General features: G+C 63.1%; 15 protein-coding genes. 9 read left to right on the forward strand and 6 right to left on the reverse strand.

Going from position 1 to position 14,946, the window contains the following annotated elements; translation table 11 throughout:
- Positions 1-129: 129 nt before the first annotated feature.
- From recO to tadA, 4 genes are all read left to right on the forward strand, one after another.
- Positions 130-819 (forward strand): DNA repair protein RecO, encoded by a 690-nt coding sequence (recO, locus tag ACP7CJ_RS00745; protein WP_426099652.1) that lies wholly within the window; start codon positions 130-132, stop codon positions 817-819.
- Positions 820-870: 51 nt separating this feature from the next.
- Positions 871-1,614, forward strand: coding sequence for a pyridoxine 5'-phosphate synthase (pdxJ, locus tag ACP7CJ_RS00750; RefSeq protein ID WP_426099651.1), 744 nt, complete (start codon positions 871-873; stop codon positions 1,612-1,614).
- Positions 1,615-1,852: 238 nt separating this feature from the next.
- On the forward strand, positions 1,853-3,235 hold the full coding sequence (locus ACP7CJ_RS00755) for a multicopper oxidase family protein (protein ID WP_276196642.1): 1,383 nt from the start codon (positions 1,853-1,855) through the stop codon (positions 3,233-3,235).
- Entirely contained in the window at positions 3,235-3,732 is a 498-nt protein-coding gene (tadA, locus tag ACP7CJ_RS00760; protein WP_426099650.1) for a tRNA adenosine(34) deaminase TadA, read from the forward strand. Before ACP7CJ_RS00755 ends, tadA begins: the two co-directional genes overlap by 1 nt.
- Positions 3,733-3,884: 152 nt before the next feature.
- On the opposite strand, the gene cmoB is transcribed toward tadA, so the two are convergent.
- The 6 genes from cmoB to ACP7CJ_RS00790 form a co-directional block, all read right to left on the reverse strand.
- The gene (gene cmoB, locus ACP7CJ_RS00765) at positions 3,885-4,841 is read right to left on the reverse strand and encodes a tRNA 5-methoxyuridine(34)/uridine 5-oxyacetic acid(34) synthase CmoB (protein ID WP_426099649.1); all 957 of its coding nucleotides are present in this window, start codon (positions 4,839-4,841) and stop codon (positions 3,885-3,887) included.
- Positions 4,838-5,581, reverse strand: a complete 744-nt coding sequence (gene cmoA / locus ACP7CJ_RS00770) for a carboxy-S-adenosyl-L-methionine synthase CmoA (protein WP_247402160.1) — start codon at positions 5,579-5,581, stop codon at positions 4,838-4,840. The genes cmoB and cmoA overlap by 4 nt, the downstream gene beginning before the upstream one ends.
- Positions 5,582-5,616: 35 nt before the next feature.
- Positions 5,617-6,273: a lysoplasmalogenase gene (locus tag ACP7CJ_RS00775; RefSeq protein WP_276196645.1), complete on the reverse strand. Its 657-nt coding sequence runs from the start codon at positions 6,271-6,273 to the stop codon at positions 5,617-5,619.
- A gap of 1 nt (position 6,274) precedes the next feature.
- On the reverse strand, positions 6,275-6,664 hold the full coding sequence (locus ACP7CJ_RS00780) for a protease inhibitor I42 family protein (RefSeq protein WP_253393531.1): 390 nt from the start codon (positions 6,662-6,664) through the stop codon (positions 6,275-6,277).
- Between the two features lie 204 nt (positions 6,665-6,868).
- Complete coding sequence (lon, locus tag ACP7CJ_RS00785) at positions 6,869-9,289, reverse strand: endopeptidase La (RefSeq protein WP_276196646.1); 2,421 nt, start codon at positions 9,287-9,289, stop codon at positions 6,869-6,871.
- Positions 9,290-9,509: 220 nt separating this feature from the next.
- The gene (locus tag ACP7CJ_RS00790; RefSeq protein ID WP_247402153.1) at positions 9,510-10,499 is read right to left on the reverse strand and encodes a GntR family transcriptional regulator; all 990 of its coding nucleotides are present in this window, start codon (positions 10,497-10,499) and stop codon (positions 9,510-9,512) included.
- A 350-nt stretch (positions 10,500-10,849) separates the two neighbouring features.
- On the opposite strand from ACP7CJ_RS00790, the gene ACP7CJ_RS00795 reads away from it, so the two are divergent.
- From ACP7CJ_RS00795 to ACP7CJ_RS00815, 5 genes are all read left to right on the forward strand, one after another.
- Entirely contained in the window at positions 10,850-11,026 is a 177-nt protein-coding gene (locus ACP7CJ_RS00795; RefSeq protein ID WP_247402149.1) for a hypothetical protein, read from the forward strand.
- Between the two features lie 11 nt (positions 11,027-11,037).
- The gene (locus tag ACP7CJ_RS00800; protein ID WP_276196647.1) at positions 11,038-11,916 is read left to right on the forward strand and encodes a polysaccharide deacetylase family protein; all 879 of its coding nucleotides are present in this window, start codon (positions 11,038-11,040) and stop codon (positions 11,914-11,916) included.
- A gap of 27 nt (positions 11,917-11,943) precedes the next feature.
- Positions 11,944-13,284, forward strand: a complete 1,341-nt coding sequence (locus ACP7CJ_RS00805) for an MFS transporter (protein ID WP_276196648.1) — start codon at positions 11,944-11,946, stop codon at positions 13,282-13,284.
- Between the two features lie 10 nt (positions 13,285-13,294).
- Positions 13,295-14,056 carry an SDR family NAD(P)-dependent oxidoreductase gene (locus tag ACP7CJ_RS00810; protein WP_276196649.1) on the forward strand — a complete coding sequence of 254 codons (762 nt, stop codon included), beginning with the start codon at positions 13,295-13,297 and terminating at the stop codon, positions 14,054-14,056.
- A gap of 139 nt (positions 14,057-14,195) precedes the next feature.
- The gene (locus tag ACP7CJ_RS00815) at positions 14,196-14,945 is read left to right on the forward strand and encodes an SDR family NAD(P)-dependent oxidoreductase (protein WP_426099648.1); all 750 of its coding nucleotides are present in this window, start codon (positions 14,196-14,198) and stop codon (positions 14,943-14,945) included.
- Position 14,946 lies beyond the last annotated feature (1 nt).

The following is a 14,946-nucleotide window of genomic DNA, read 5'->3' on the forward strand; positions in this document are numbered from 1 at the left end:
GGGGGCTTGCCCCCGATGGCAGAGTGTCAGTCACTAAATGTTTTGACTGAGCCACCGCCATCGGGGGCAAGCCCCCTCCCACATTAGGTTTGTGTTGTTTTCACTAGTGCATTCCAGCAGCGAGAACCCATGTCCTCAACCCCAACTCCCAGCCAACCCGCCTACGTGCTGCACAGCCGCGCCTACCGCGAGACCAGCGCGTTGGTGGACTTCCTCACGCCCCAGGGTCGCCTGCGCGCGGTGTTGCGCAGTGCGCGGGGCAAGACAGGTACCTTGGCGCGGCCGTTCGTGGCGCTGGACGTGGAATTTCGTGGCAAGGGCGAACTGAAAAACGTCGGCCGCCTGGAAAGCGTCGGCAACTCCGCCTGGCTCAATGGCGAGGCACTGTTCAGTGGCCTCTATCTCAATGAATTGCTGATCCGCCTGCTGCCCGCCGAAGACCCGCACCCGGCGGTCTTCGATCACTACGCCGCCACGCTGCTGGCCCTGGCCGAAGGCCGCCCCTTGGAGCCGCTGCTGCGCGCGTTCGAATGGCGCCTGCTCGACGACCTGGGCTACGGCTTTGAACTGAGCAACGACCTGCACGGCGAGCCCATCGCCGCCGACGGCATGTATCGCCTGCAAGTCGACGCCGGCCTGGAGCGTGTGTACCTGCTGCAACCCGGCCTGTTTCAGGGCACCGAACTGCTGGCCATGAGCGAAGCTGACTGGACCGCGCCTGGCGCGTTGTCCGCCGCCAAGCGCCTGATGCGCCAGGCCCTGGCCGTGCATCTGGGCGGGCGGCCGCTGGTCAGTCGCGAGTTGTTTCGAAAGCCCTGACAACCCCGTGTATGCTGTGCAGCGTTTCTTTCCCTTTTCAGGAGCGCTTCCGTGACCACCAGCAATCGCATTCTTCTCGGCGTCAACATCGACCACGTCGCCACGCTGCGCCAGGCCCGGGGCACCCGTTACCCGGACCCGGTCAAAGCCGCGCTGGACGCCGAAGAAGCGGGCGCCGACGGCATCACCGTACACCTGCGCGAAGACCGCCGGCACATCCAGGAGCGCGACGTGCTGTTGCTCAAGGATGTGCTGCAAACCCGTATGAACTTCGAAATGGGCGTCACCGAAGAAATGATGGCGTTCGCCGAGCGCATCCGCCCGGCGCATATCTGCCTGGTGCCGGAGACCCGTCAGGAACTGACCACCGAAGGCGGCCTCGACGTGGCCGGCCAGGAGGCGCGGATCAAGGCCGCAGTGGAGCGCCTGTCGCGGATCGGCTGCGAAGTCTCGCTGTTCATCGACGCCGATGAGCGCCAGATCGAAGCCTCGCACCGCGTTGGCGCGCCGGCCATCGAGCTGCACACCGGGCGTTATGCCGATGCGACCACGCCGACCGAAGTGGCCGATGAGCTGCAACGCATCATTGAAGGCGTGAACTGCGGTCTCAACCTAGGCCTGATCGTCAACGCCGGCCACGGCCTGCACTACCACAACGTCGAAGCCGTGGCGGCGATCAAGGGCATCAACGAACTGAACATCGGCCATGCGCTGGTGGCGCACGCGCTGTTCGTTGGTTTCAAAGGCGCGGTCGCCGAGATGAAAGCCTTGATCCTGGCCGCTGCCAAAGCCTGAGCAAACACCCTCTAGAAAACACTGAAGCTCAAAATGTGGGAGGGGGCTTGCTCCCGATGGCGGTGGATCAGCTACACATAAGCTGACTGACCCACCGCCATCGGGAGCAAGCCCCCTCCCACATTGTCCTCGGTGTTTTCGGTATGCGGCAATGCGAAGCCTTACTGTTTAGCCGTCGCAGGTGTATCGTATCTGCCCTTTGCAGGCCCTGCGCCTGCGGCAGATACGTGAGGTTGTTGTGTCCCGATCCTTTTCCCGTCGACAAATCCTGGGTGGTCTTACCGGCCTGGCCGTAGTGGGCGTCGGTGCCGGTGGCGGCTACCGCTATTGGCTGGGCAAGGTCGCCGAGGCCGAGGCGGGACACGACTACGAACTGATCGCCGCGCCCCTCGATGTGGAGCTGGTGCCGGGGCACACAACCCAAGCCTGGGCGTTCGGCCCGTCGGCGCCCGGCACCGAGCTGCGCGTGCGCCAGGGCGAATGGCTGCGGGTGCGTTTCATCAATCACCTGCCGGTCGCCACCACCATCCACTGGCATGGCATCCGCCTGCCGCTGGAAATGGACGGCGTGCCCTATGTCTCGCAATTGCCGGTATTGCCCGGCGAATACTTCGACTACAAGTTCCGCGTGCCCGACGCCGGCAGCTATTGGTATCACCCTCACGTGAACAGCAGCGAAGAACTCGGCCGTGGCCTGGTCGGCCCGCTGATCGTCGAAGAGCGCGAGCCCACCGGTTTCAAGCACGAACGCACCCTCAGCCTGAAAAGCTGGCACGTCGACGAAGAGGGCGCCTTTGTCGCGTTCAGCGTGCCCCGTGAAGCGGCGCGTGGCGGCACAGCCGGGCGCTTGTCGACGATCAATGGCGTGTCCCAGGCGGTGATCGATTTACCCGCTGGGCAGATCACCCGCGTGCGCTTGCTCAACCTCGACAACACGCTGACCTATCGCCTCAATATTCCCGACGTCGACGCGCAGATCTATGCGCTGGACGGCAACCCCATCGAGCCGCGCCCCCTCGGCAAGGAATACTGGCTCGGCCCGGGCATGCGTATCTGCCTGGCGATCAAGGCGCCGCCGGCGGGCGAAGAACTGTCGATCCGCAACGGCCCGGTGCGCCTGGGCACGTTCCGGTCGGTGGCCAACGCCGACGCGCCGACTGAATGGCCGCCTGCGCTGCCCGCCAACCCGATCAGCGAGCCGGACCTGGCCAACGCCGAGAAACTCAACTTCAATTTCGAATGGGTCGGCTCGGTGTCGGTCAACGTCGACAACGGCAAGCCGCCCAGCCTGTGGCAGATCAACGGCCAGGCCTGGGACATCACCGACAAGACCTGCGCCGACCGCCCGATTGCCAAGCTGGAGAAGGGCAAAAGCTACATTTTTGAACTGAAAAACATGACCCAGTACCAACACCCGATCCACCTGCACGGCATGAGCTTCAAGGTGATCGCCTCGAACCGCCACGCGGTGATTCCGTACTTCACCGACACCTACCTGCTGGGCAAGAACGAACGCGCCCGCGTGGCGCTGGTGGCGGATAACCCGGGGGTGTGGATGTTCCACTGCCATGTGATCGACCACATGGAAACCGGCCTGATGGCCGCCATCGAGGTGGCGTGATGCGCCAGTTTCGCCCCACGGCGATTATCGACCGCAGCCGCGACCAGGACTTCATGCGCGAAGCCCTGACACTGGCGGCACAGGGCGCGGCGTTGGGTGAAGTGCCGGTGGGCGCGGTGCTGGTGCAGGACGGTGTCATCATCGGCCGTGGCTTCAATTGCCCGATCAGCGGCAACGACCCCAGCGCCCATGCCGAAATGGTCGCCATCCGCGCCGCCGCCCAGGCGCTGAGCAACTATCGCCTGCCCGGCAGCACGCTGTATGTGACGCTGGAACCGTGCAGCATGTGCGCGGGCCTGATCGTGCATTCGCGCATCGCGCGGGTGGTGTATGGCGCGCTGGAGCCGAAGGCGGGGATTGTGCAAAGCCAGGGACAGTTTTTTACCCAGGAGTTTCTCAACCATCGAGTGTTGTATGAAGGCGGGGTGCTGGCCGAGGAATGCGGGACGGTGTTGAGTAAGTTCTTCAAGGCTCGTAGAACCAAGCCCCCACTCTAAAGAACACTGAGGACAAATGTGGGAGGGGCGGTGCGACGATTCGACTTGCCCCCGATAGCAGTGTGTCAGTCAGCTTATCTATTGCTGACCCACCGCCATCGGGAGCAAGCCCCCTCCCACATTGAGTTTCATTTTTTCAGGGAGATTGGGGGTTACTTTTTGGCGATGATCACCGCCCGCATTGGCGCCGGCAGCCCTTCAATCGTCTTGCTGTGATCCTCTGGATCGAGGAAGTCGCTGAGCGACTGAAACTTCATCCACTCCGTCCCCCGCTGTTCCTCCACCGTGGTCACACTCACATCCACGCACCTCACGTCGCTGAAGCCGGCCCGGCGCAGCCAGAGCATCAATGCCGGCACCGACGGCAGGAACCACACGTTGCGCATCTGCGCGTAACGGTCTTCCGGCACCAGCACCTGTTGCTGATCGCCTTCGACCACCAGCGTTTCCAGCACCAGTTCACCGCCTTTGACCAGGCAGTCCTTCAGCGCCAGCAAATGCTCGATCGGCGAGCGACGGTGGTAGAACACACCCATGGAAAACACGGTGTCGAAGCCTTCCAGGTTCGGCGGCAGGTCCTCGAACGGAAACGGCAGGTGCCAGGCGTTCGGTGCCGACAGGTAGCGTTGTACCGCCTGGAACTGGCAGAAGAACAACCAGTTCGGGTCCACGCCGATCACGCTGTCGGCACCGGCGCCGAGCATGCGCCACATGTAATAGCCGTTGCCGCAGCCGACATCGAGGATGCGTTTACCGTTCAGGTCCAGATGCGGCGCGACCCGCGACCACTTCCAGTCCGAACGCCATTCGGTATCCACATGCACGCCGAACAGGTGGAACGGGCCTTTGCGCCACGGGCTCAGGCCCATCAGCGCGGTATGCATTTGCGCGCGGGTGGCGTCGTCGCACGCGGTGTCGAGGGTCAGGCCATTGAGCAAATCGACTTCGCTGGGCTGGATCTTCGGCAGTGCATCCAGCGCACTCTGCCAGCGCTCCAGGTCGCCATGCCCCTTTTCCATCTTGCTATCGAGTTGCGCTTGCAGGCCCTGGGCCCATACGGCCAGGGGAGTGCCGACCAAGTGGCGGGCGAGGGGGGACAGATCAATCATGGCAAGGCAATCAACGAGGCAAAGTTAAGACACTGGAACCACGGCACGACGGTCGAGAACCCGGCCGCCAGCAGGCGTTCGCGGTGTTCTTCGAGGCTGTCGGGCTTCATGACGTTTTCGATGGCGCTGCGCTTCTGGGCGATTTCCAGCTCGCTGTAGCCGTTGGCGCGTTTGAACGCGACATGCAGATCGGTGAGCAGCGCGTGTTCTTGCGCATCATTGAAACGCAGCTTTTCCGAGAGGATCAACGCACCGCCCGGCAACAGCGCTTGGCGGATGCGCCCGAGCAACGCCAGGCGCTGATCGGGAGCGATGAATTGCAGGGTGAAGTTCAGCGCCACCACCGAGGCCGGCTGGAACTGCAGCGCGAGGATATCGCCCTCGATCACCTGAACCGGCAGCAACTCCTGGAACATCGAGTCCTGGCCATTGAGGTATTCGCGGCAGCGCTCGACCATCGCCGCCGAGTTATCCACCGCGATGACGTGGCAGCCGTCGGTGCGCACGTGGCGGCGCAACGCCTGGGTGACCGCGCCGAGGGACGAACCCAGGTCGTACAGCGCACTGTTGGGTTGGGCAAACTGCGCGGCGAGCACGCCGAGGTTTTCGACGATAGTCGGGTAACCGGGCACTGAGCGCTTGATCATGTCCGGGAACACCCGCACCACGTCCTCGTTAAAGGCGAAGTCCGGCACCTGGGGCAGGGGCTGGGCGAATAGGCGATCGGGTTCTTTGCTCACGGTTGTTCCAGCGACGAGGGGGAAAGGCCGGCATTTTAGCCAAGTTGCTCCGCAGATGCGCGGGTTGTCTGATGGAACGCCGAGGCGGTGATACCCCACTGGCCGAGCCAGTAAGTGCTGATCAGCAGGTACGGCGCGGCATCGAAGCTCAGCACAAACCGGTTGATGCCGATCAGCGTGTCGGAAACCACAAACGATATGGCACCCGCCGCTGCCAGTAACGCCGAGCGCTTGGGCACCGCGCTGCCCAGTCGCGCCAGCGCCCGCCAGAGCATCGCGCTGATCACCAGCGCGTAAACCACCACTGGAATCAGCAACTCGCCCAGCCCATGGGAAATCAGGATGCTCAGCAGCATCGCCCCGACGCCCAGCGCCAGCACCAACGGCAGCCACGCCAAGCGTCGGCAGTCGCTGAAATAGGCTTTGAGGTACGCCAGGTGCGCGCACAGAAACGCGCCCAGGCCAAAGATAAACAAGTCGCCCGGCCATGCCAGCAGCACATCGCCGACCAGGGAAAAAATCAGCCCCAGGCTGATCCAGCGTCGATAGTCGCTCGGCGGCGCATCATGCAGCCAGCCCAGCAGCGCCAGGACCGGCAACGGTTTGACCAGCAGGCACAGTAACGCCGCATGGACGGTCAGGCCGTAGATAAAGGTGCCGGCGCCCATCAACGCAAGAATCAGCCATGGCATATCAGTTCACCGTGATGGCGCAGTCGAACGTCTCGGTCGGTTCGGCTTCCGGTTCCCAGGGCTGCTGGGAGGTCAGGCGCAAACGGCCCTGGCCGGACGCGAAGGCCTGGAAGCGCCAGGTGGATTGGCCACCGCCGCCGATCACGCCGGATTCTGTGCTGCTGTAGACCTCGGGGCTCAGTGCGCGCAGCACGCCGCCGGCGGAATCCTGGATGGCCCAGCGGTAGCCAGTGGTGGGGTTGCTTGGCAGGGTCAGGATCAGGTTTTGTCCGGTTTTGAGTTGGAGCGGGCAGGTGCTCTGTTTTTCCACGCTGACGTTTTGCTGTGGGGCACTGGCGCACGCGGCCAGCAGGGCAAGGCTCAAGGGGAGAAGCAGGCGGGCAGCGGTCATGGGGGCTCCGTTGATGTGCGACGAAGAGCGAGCATAACCGAAGATGAGGCAGGGGGTGGCGGGCAGGCAGTGTATGAGGTGGCTGGGCTGGCGCCATCGAGGGCAAGCCCGCTCCCACATTCGAGCGCATTCCAAAGGATGTACTCGGTCAACTGTGGGAGTGGGCTTGCCCGCGATGACGCCCGCTCAGGCGCTAAAAAACTGTCAGAACAACACCTTCGCCACATCCGCAAAACGCTTGGCGAAGTGCACGGTCATCCCTTCCTTCAGATACTCCGGCAGCTCTTCAAAACTGCCGCGATTGGGCTCGGGCAAGATCAGCTCGTGAATCTTCTGGCGCCGCGCCGCGATCACCTTCTCACGCACCCCGCCAATTGGCAGTACATGCCCGGTCAGCGTCAGCTCGCCGGTCATGGCCACGCCTTTCTTCGGTGGCTGGTTGCGCGCCAGCGACAACAGCGCACTGGCCATGGTCACGCCAGCGCTCGGGCCGTCTTTCGGCGTGGCGCCTTCGGGTACGTGCAGGTGGACGAAGGCTTCATCGAAGAACTTCGGATCACCGCCAAACGACTTCAGATTGGCGCTGACGTAGCTGTAGGCGATTTCAGCGGATTCTTTCATCACATCACCCAGTTGCCCGGTGAGCTTGAAGCCGCGGTTGAGCGTGTGGATGCGGGTCGCCTCGATCGGCAAGGTCGCGCCGCCCATGCTGGTCCAGGCCAACCCGGTGATAACGCCGGTGCCGGACAGCACTTGTTCGTTGCGGAACACCGGTATACCGAGGGAGCTTTCCAGGTCCTTGGTGCCGATCTTGATCACCGCGTCCGGCTCATCCAGCAGCTTGACCACCGCCTTGCGCACCAGCTTGCCCAGTTGTTTCTCCAACTGGCGCACCCCGGCTTCGCGGGCATAGCCGTCGATCAAGGCGCGCAGGGCGCCGTCGCTGATGGTCAGGCTGTTTTTCGACACGCCGGCTTTTTCCAACTGCTTTGGCCACAGGTGGCGTTTGGCGATGGCGACTTTTTCTTCGGTGATATAGCCCGACAGGCGAATCACTTCCATGCGGTCCAGCAAGGGGCCGGGGATCGAGTCCAGGGTGTTGGCGGTGCACACGAACAGCACTTTCGACAGGTCCAGGCGCAGGTCCAGGTAGTGGTCGAGGAATTCGACGTTCTGTTCCGGGTCGAGGGTTTCCAGCAGCGCCGAAGCCGGGTCGCCCTGGAAGCTCTGACCCATCTTGTCGATCTCGTCGAGCATGATCACCGGGTTCATCACTTCCACATCTTTGAGCGCCTGCACCAGCTTGCCGGGCATGGCGCCGATGTAGGTGCGGCGATGGCCCTTGATCTCGGCCTCGTCGCGCATGCCGCCGACGCTGAAGCGATAGAACGGCCGCCCGAGGGATTCGGCAATCGATTTGCCCACGCTGGTCTTGCCCACACCCGGCGGCCCGACCAGCAGCACGATGGAGCCGGCGACTTCGCCTTTATAAGCGCCCACCGCGAGGAATTCGAGGATGCGACTCTTGATGTCGTCCAGGCCGGCGTGGTGTTTGTCCAGGACCTTGCGCGCATGTTTCAGGTCGAGCTTGTCCTTGCCGTACACGCCCCACGGCACTGAAGTCGCCCAGTCCAGGTAGTTGCGCGTCACTGCGTATTCCGGCGAGCCGGTTTCGAGGATCGACAGTTTGTTCAGTTCTTCATCGATGCGTTTCTGCGCCTGCGCCGGCAGCACTTTGCCTTCCAGGCGCTGTTCGAACTGCTCGACGTCGGCGCTGCGGTCGTCCTTGGTCAAGCCCAGTTCCTGCTGGATGACCTTGAGCTGTTCCTTGAGGAAGAATTCGCGCTGGTGCTCGCCGATCTTGCGGTTCACCTCGGCGGAGAGTTCTTTTTGCAAACGCGCGACTTCGACTTCCTTGCGTAGCATCGGCAGCACTTTTTCCATGCGCTTGAGCATGGGCACGCAGTCCAGCACTTCCTGCAGCTCCGTACCGGTCGCCGACGTGAGGGCGGCGGCGAAGTCGGTCAGCGGCGACGGGTCGTTAGGGCTGAAGCGGTTGAGGTAGTTCTTCAGCTCTTCGCTGTACAGCGGGTTGAGCGGCAGCAGTTCCTTGATCGCATTGATCAGCGCCATGCCGTAGGCCTTGACCTCGTCGGTCGGCTCGGTCGGCTGGTGCGGGTATTCGACTTCCACCAGGTACGGTGGGCGGTGGTGCTTGAGCCAGGTGCGAATCCGCACGCGGGTCAGGCCCTGGGCGACGAATTGCAGTTTGCCGTTTTCGCGGCTGGCGTGGTGGACCTTCACCAGGGTGCCGTACAGCGGCAGCGCGGAGGTGTCGAAATGCCGTGGATCATCTGGCGGCGTGTCCATGAAGAACAGGGCCAGGGAGTGATGGTCGGATTTGCTCACCAGCTCCAGGGTTTCGGCCCACGGTTCTTCATTGACGATCACCGGCAACACTTGCGCCGGGAAGAACGGGCGATTGTGAATCGGGATGATGTAGACCTTGTCCGGCAGGTTTTGCCCAGGCAGGGCCAGGCCGGTATTGGACGAGTGACCCTCGGCGTTTTCAGGGTCGGCGTATTCGTTGGCGTCGAAATCAGGGATATCTTGCTGGTCGCTCATGGGGCACCTGCATAGGGAAGTATGCCAGTTAGATGGGGCGGTCCAGCGGTGGTTTCAATGGCGGGGGCTAGATAGCAACATATTGCATGAAATTACTGCAGAGCCCCGGTCAAGGTGGGAGGGGGCTTGCTCCCGATTGCGGCGTGACAGTCACCCCATACGTTGACTGATACACGGTTATCGGGAGCAAGCCCCCTCCCACAGGGTTAGCCGCATGCAGTCAGCTGATTTTGTGGAGGTAGGCGGGCAGGGGTTGTTCCGGCAATACCGACAACACCTTCAAGCGCTGCAACATCCGCTGCCGCGCCCGTTGCAGGTGCTCGCGCAGGTTCAACGCCGCCGCATCGAACGCGCCGTGCAGCAACAACTCCAGGATCAAGCGGTGTTCGGCGAGCATCGCCGGGTCGGCACCGATCCCCAGCAAGCGATAGAAAATCCGGCTGATGATCATCGGGCTCTGGCCCTGGCGGATCAGCGCGGCGATCTTGCGGTTTTGCAGGCCGGCCAGGCAGCGTTGGTGCAAATCCTCTTCGATCTGCTCGATGGCTTCCAGGCTGCACTGTGGGCTGTCCTGGGCGTCGAGCACGCGTTGCAACATGGCTTCGAGCAGCGCGCGGTCAAGGTTCGGCGCGCTCTGGCGCAGCGCTTCGGGCTCCAGGCAGGCGCGCAGTTCGTAGTCTTCGGTGACTTCCCGCGCCGTCAGCGGCCCTGCCAGCCATTGGGAGTAGGGCTCTTTTTCGACCAGGCCACGGTCGCGCAGGCGCATCAGTGCTTCACGCACCACCGCGCGGCTGACGCCGTAGTGGTCGGCGGCGGCTTGCTCATCCAGGCGGTAATGGCCGAAAGCGATGCAGGTGGACAGCGCCGCGCCGATCTCCTCGACGATCCGCTCGCCCAACGGCCGTGTATCCACCAGTTCGTCCTCGTCGTTCAGGCCCAGGTGCGCCGGGCTCAGGGGCAGGCGCAGCGGTTCCATGGCCACGCCCTCGGGGTTGATCAGGTAACCCCGCCCGTTGAAACGGCAGATCAACCCTTCGGCATGCAGCAGGTCCAGCGCCTTGCGTACCGGCACGCGGCTGGTGCCAAACAATTCGGCCAGCGGCGCTTCGAGCAGGACCAGCCCGTGGCGGGCGGTGCCGTTGACGATCGCGTCACGCAAAAGCTGGTGAATCATCGCGTAACGAGAGGCCGAGGCGGACACTGCTTTCATCGTGTTCTCTGGGGTAAAGAGGTCGGGTGTATGTAGGACGCAGCCAGGGATTCTCTCATAGATGTACCTGTCACTCCGCGCCACGTCGGCGGCACTTTTTTGGGGCCTTGAAGGTAGGGCTGTTACTTTTCTGCACCAAAATGTACTTATTAATAAAAGATACATTATTGGCTTGAAGGCCCGCTGCAGGGTCCGCGCCAGGTTTTTTTGCTTCCTACAAAAGCATCTATCCCGCCGCTCTGGTCGATAAAGCGCAATCACAGAAAAAGCCGTCGACACAGACTGGCACGAAAGCTGCCTTTATAAAATGTACATTTTATTAATATGTACGTTTTGTGAGGATCAGCCTGATGTCAGACGCCACTTCAATGGCCGAGGCTTTCGCCAGCGGTCGCAGCGACCCGGTGCACGCCCTCGACCACGCGAGTCGGTCGGCACCCCCGGCCGTCATCCACATCGCCCCAACGGGGGAAGACGCACGCCTGTTGCGGGCTGCGCTGTCCGTCGAATCCCAACTGACTCTCTAAGGAGACACCCCATGGCTAAAGACATCCTCTGTGCATTCGGCGTCGACGTTGACGCCGTCGCCGGCTGGCTCGGTTCCTACGGCGGCGAAGACTCGCCAGACGATATCTCCCGCGGCCTGTTCGCCGGTGAAATCGGCGCGCCGCGCCTGCTCAAACTGTTCGAGCGCTACGGCCTGCGCACCACTTGGTTTATCCCCGGCCACTCGATGGAAACCTTTCCCGCGCAGATGAAGGCGGTGGCCGACGCCGGTCACGAAATCGGCGTACACGGCTACAGCCACGAAAACCCGATTGCGATGACCGCCGAGCAGGAAGAAATCGTGCTCGACAAGTCCATCGAACTGATCACCCACGTGACCGGTAAACGTCCGACCGGCTACGTCGCACCGTGGTGGGAATTCAGCAAGGTCACCAACGAACTGCTGTTGAAAAAAGGCATCAAGTACGACCACAGCCTGATGCACAACGACTTCCACCCCTACTACGTGCGCAAGGGCGACAGCTGGACCAAAATCGACTACAGCCAGCACCCCGACACCTGGATGAAACCGCTGGTGCGCGGCGAAGAAACCGACCTGGTGGAGATCCCGGCCAACTGGTACCTCGACGACCTGCCGCCGATGATGTTCATCAAGAAAGCCCCCAACAGCCACGGCTTCGTCAACCCGCGTCACCTCGAAGAAATGTGGCGCGATCAGTTCGACTGGGTCTACCGCGAACACGAACACGCGGTGTTCACCATGACCATCCACCCCGACGTATCCGGCCGCCCGCAAGTGCTGCTGATGCTCGAACGCTTGATCGAACACATCCAGAGCCATGCCGGCGTGCGCTTCGTCACCTTCGACGAAATCGCCGATGACTTTATCCGCCGCCAACCGCGTACCTGACCCCATCCCACCCTCGAGGCGCGATCCATGTCCATCTACAACAAGCTTGACCTGACTGGCTGGAAACCCCGGCAACTGACGTCCCAGGAAGTGCGCTTCGCCACCTGGATCGCGTTTTTCGCCTGGGTGTTTGCGGTGTACGACTTCATCCTGTTCGGCACGTTGCTGCCGGAGATCGGCCGGCACTTCGGCTGGGGCGAGGTGGAACAAGCTGAAATCGCGACCTGGGTGGCGGTGGGTACGGCGGTGGTGGCATTTGCCATTGGCCCCGTCGTCGATAAGTTGGGGCGGCGCAAAGGCATTATCTTCACCGTGGCCGGCTCCGCGGTGTGCTCGGCGCTGACCGCGATCGGTGGTGCGTGGGGCAAGTCGCCGCTGATCCTGATCCGTTCGTTGGGCGGCCTGGGTTATGCCGAGGAAACCGTCAACGCCACGTATTTGAGCGAGCTGTATGGCGCCTCGCAAGATCCCCGACTGACCAAGCGCCGGGGGTTTATCTACAGCCTGGTGCAGGGCGGCTGGCCGGTCGGTGCGCTGATCGCGGCGGGGTTGACCGCGCTGTTGCTGCCGATCATCGGCTGGCAGGGCTGCTTCATTTTTGCCGCGATCCCGGCCGTGGTCATCGCGATTATGGCGCGCAAGCTCAAGGAGAGCCCGCAGTTCCAGATCCATCAGCGCATCAGCGCGCTGCGTAAAAGCGGCGCGGTGAGCGAAGCGCAAAACGTCGCCGCGACCTACGGCGTGGACTACGACGAGCACAGCAAAGCCGGCCTCAAAGCCGCCTTCCGTGGCCCGGCCCGCCGCGCCACCCTGGTGATCGGCGCCGCGCTGTTGCTCAACTGGGCAGCGATCCAGGTGTTCAGCGTGCTCGGCACGTCGGTGATCGTCAGCGTTCACCACATCTCGTTCGAGAACTCGCTGATCATCCTCGTGCTGTCGAACCTGGTGGGTTACTGCGGCTACCTCAGCCACGGCTGGATGGGCGACAAGATCGGCCGCCGCAACGTCATCGGCCTGGGCTGGATGCTCGGCGGGCTGTCGTTCGCCGGGATGCTGTTCGGCCCGAGCAACATGGCGATGGTGGTCGGGTTGTACAGCCTGGGCCTGTTCTTCCTGATCGGGCCGTACTCGGCGGCGTTGTTCTTTATCAGCGAAAGTTTCCCCACCAGCATCCGTGCCACCGGCGGCGCGATCATTCATGCCATGGGCCCGATTGGCGCGGTGGTCGCAGGTTTCGGCGCGACGCAAGTGTTGTCCGCCGGCAGCGACTGGCAGACCGCCGCGCTGTGGTTCGGCGCCTTGCCGTGCTTTTTGTCCGGTGTGCTGATGTTTGCCGCACGCCATGTGCGTCCGGAAACCGTGCAGTAAGGAGGGTTTGATGAAGCGTAAAGTTGCCTTGATTACCGGTGCCGCCAGCGGCATCGGCCAAGCCCTCGCGGTGGCCTATGCGCGCCACGGCGTGGCGGTGGTGGGCGGGTATTACCCGGCCGATCCTCATGACCCGCGCACCACCGTGTCCCTGGTGGAACAGGCGGCTGGCGAATGCCTGATGCTGCCGCTGGACGTGGGCGATACCGCCTCGGTGGACGCCTTGGCTGCCCAGGCCGTGCAGCATTTTGGCCGCCTCGATTATGCGGTGGCCAACGCCGGTCTGCTGCGCCGTGCGCCGCTGCTGGAAATGACCGATCAACGGTGGGACGAAATGCTCAACGTCGACCTGACGGGGGTAATGCGCACCTTCCGCGCGGCGACTCGGCATATGCCCGCGGGCGGCGCGCTGGTGGCGATTTCGTCGATTGCCGGCGGCGTATATGGCTGGCAGGAGCACAGCCATTACGCGGCGGCCAAGGCCGGTGTGCCGGGATTGTGCCGCTCACTGGCGGTGGAATTGGCGCCGTTGGGGATTCGCTGCAATGCGGTGATCCCGGGGTTGATCGAGACGCCGCAATCGCTGGACGCGCAGAACTCCCTCGGGCCGGAAGGTTTGGCCAAGGCCGCACGGGCGATTCCGTTGGGCCGGGTGGGGAGGGCGGATGAAGTGGCGTCGCTGGTGCAGTTTTTGACCAGTGATGCATCGAGCTACCTGACCGGGCAAAGCATCGTCATCGACGGTGGTTTAACCGTGCGCTGGCCCGACTGACGGATGTACTCGATCCTCAAATGTGGGAGGGGCTTGCTCCCGATAGCGGTGTGTCAGTCACCATTGTTTTATCTGAACCACCGCTATCGGGAGCAAGCCCCCTCCCACATGGGTACTGTGTTTTTTCAGGAGTTTTTGTATGCCCCAACTGACTAACCGCCGCGCCGTCATCACCGGCGCCGGCAGCGGCATCGGTGCCGCCATCGCCCGTGCCTACGCCGCTGAAGGCACGCGCCTGCTGCTGGCCGACCGTAATGCCGTCAGCCTCGCCGAAACCGCCATCACCTGCCGCAACCTTGGCGCCGAAGTGTTCGAGTGCCTGGCCGATGTCGGCACCGTTGAAGGCGCCCGGGCCAGTGTCGATCGTTGCGTCGAGCATTTCGGCGGCATCGATATTCTGGTCAACAACGCCGGCATGCTCACCCAGGCGCGCTGCGTCGACCTCTCCATCGAAATGTGGAACGACATGCTGCGCGTCGACCTCACCAGCGTCTTCGTCGCCAGCCAGCGTGCCTTGCCGCACATGCTGGCGCAGGGCTGGGGGCGGATCATCAACGTCGCCTCGCAACTGGGGATCAAGGGCGGCGCCGAGCTGACCCATTACGCAGCGGCCAAGGCCGGTGTGATCGGCTTCACCAAATCCCTGGCGCTGGAAGTCGCCAAGGACAACGTGCTGGTCAACGCCATCGCGCCGGGTCCCATCGAGACGCCGCTGGTGGGCGGCATCAGCGACAGCTGGAAGCGTGCCAAGGCCGCCGAGCTGCCCCTGGGGCGCTTCGGCCTGGCCGACGAAGTGGCGCCCACCGCCGTGCTGCTGGCCAGCGAGCCGGGCGGTAACCTGTTCGTCGGCCAGACCCTGGGCCCGAACTCCGGCGATGTCATGCCATGAG

Source organism: Pseudomonas sp. PSPC3-2, assembly GCF_049897085.1.
GTDB classification, from domain to species: domain Bacteria; phylum Pseudomonadota; class Gammaproteobacteria; order Pseudomonadales; family Pseudomonadaceae; genus Aquipseudomonas; species Aquipseudomonas paraveronii.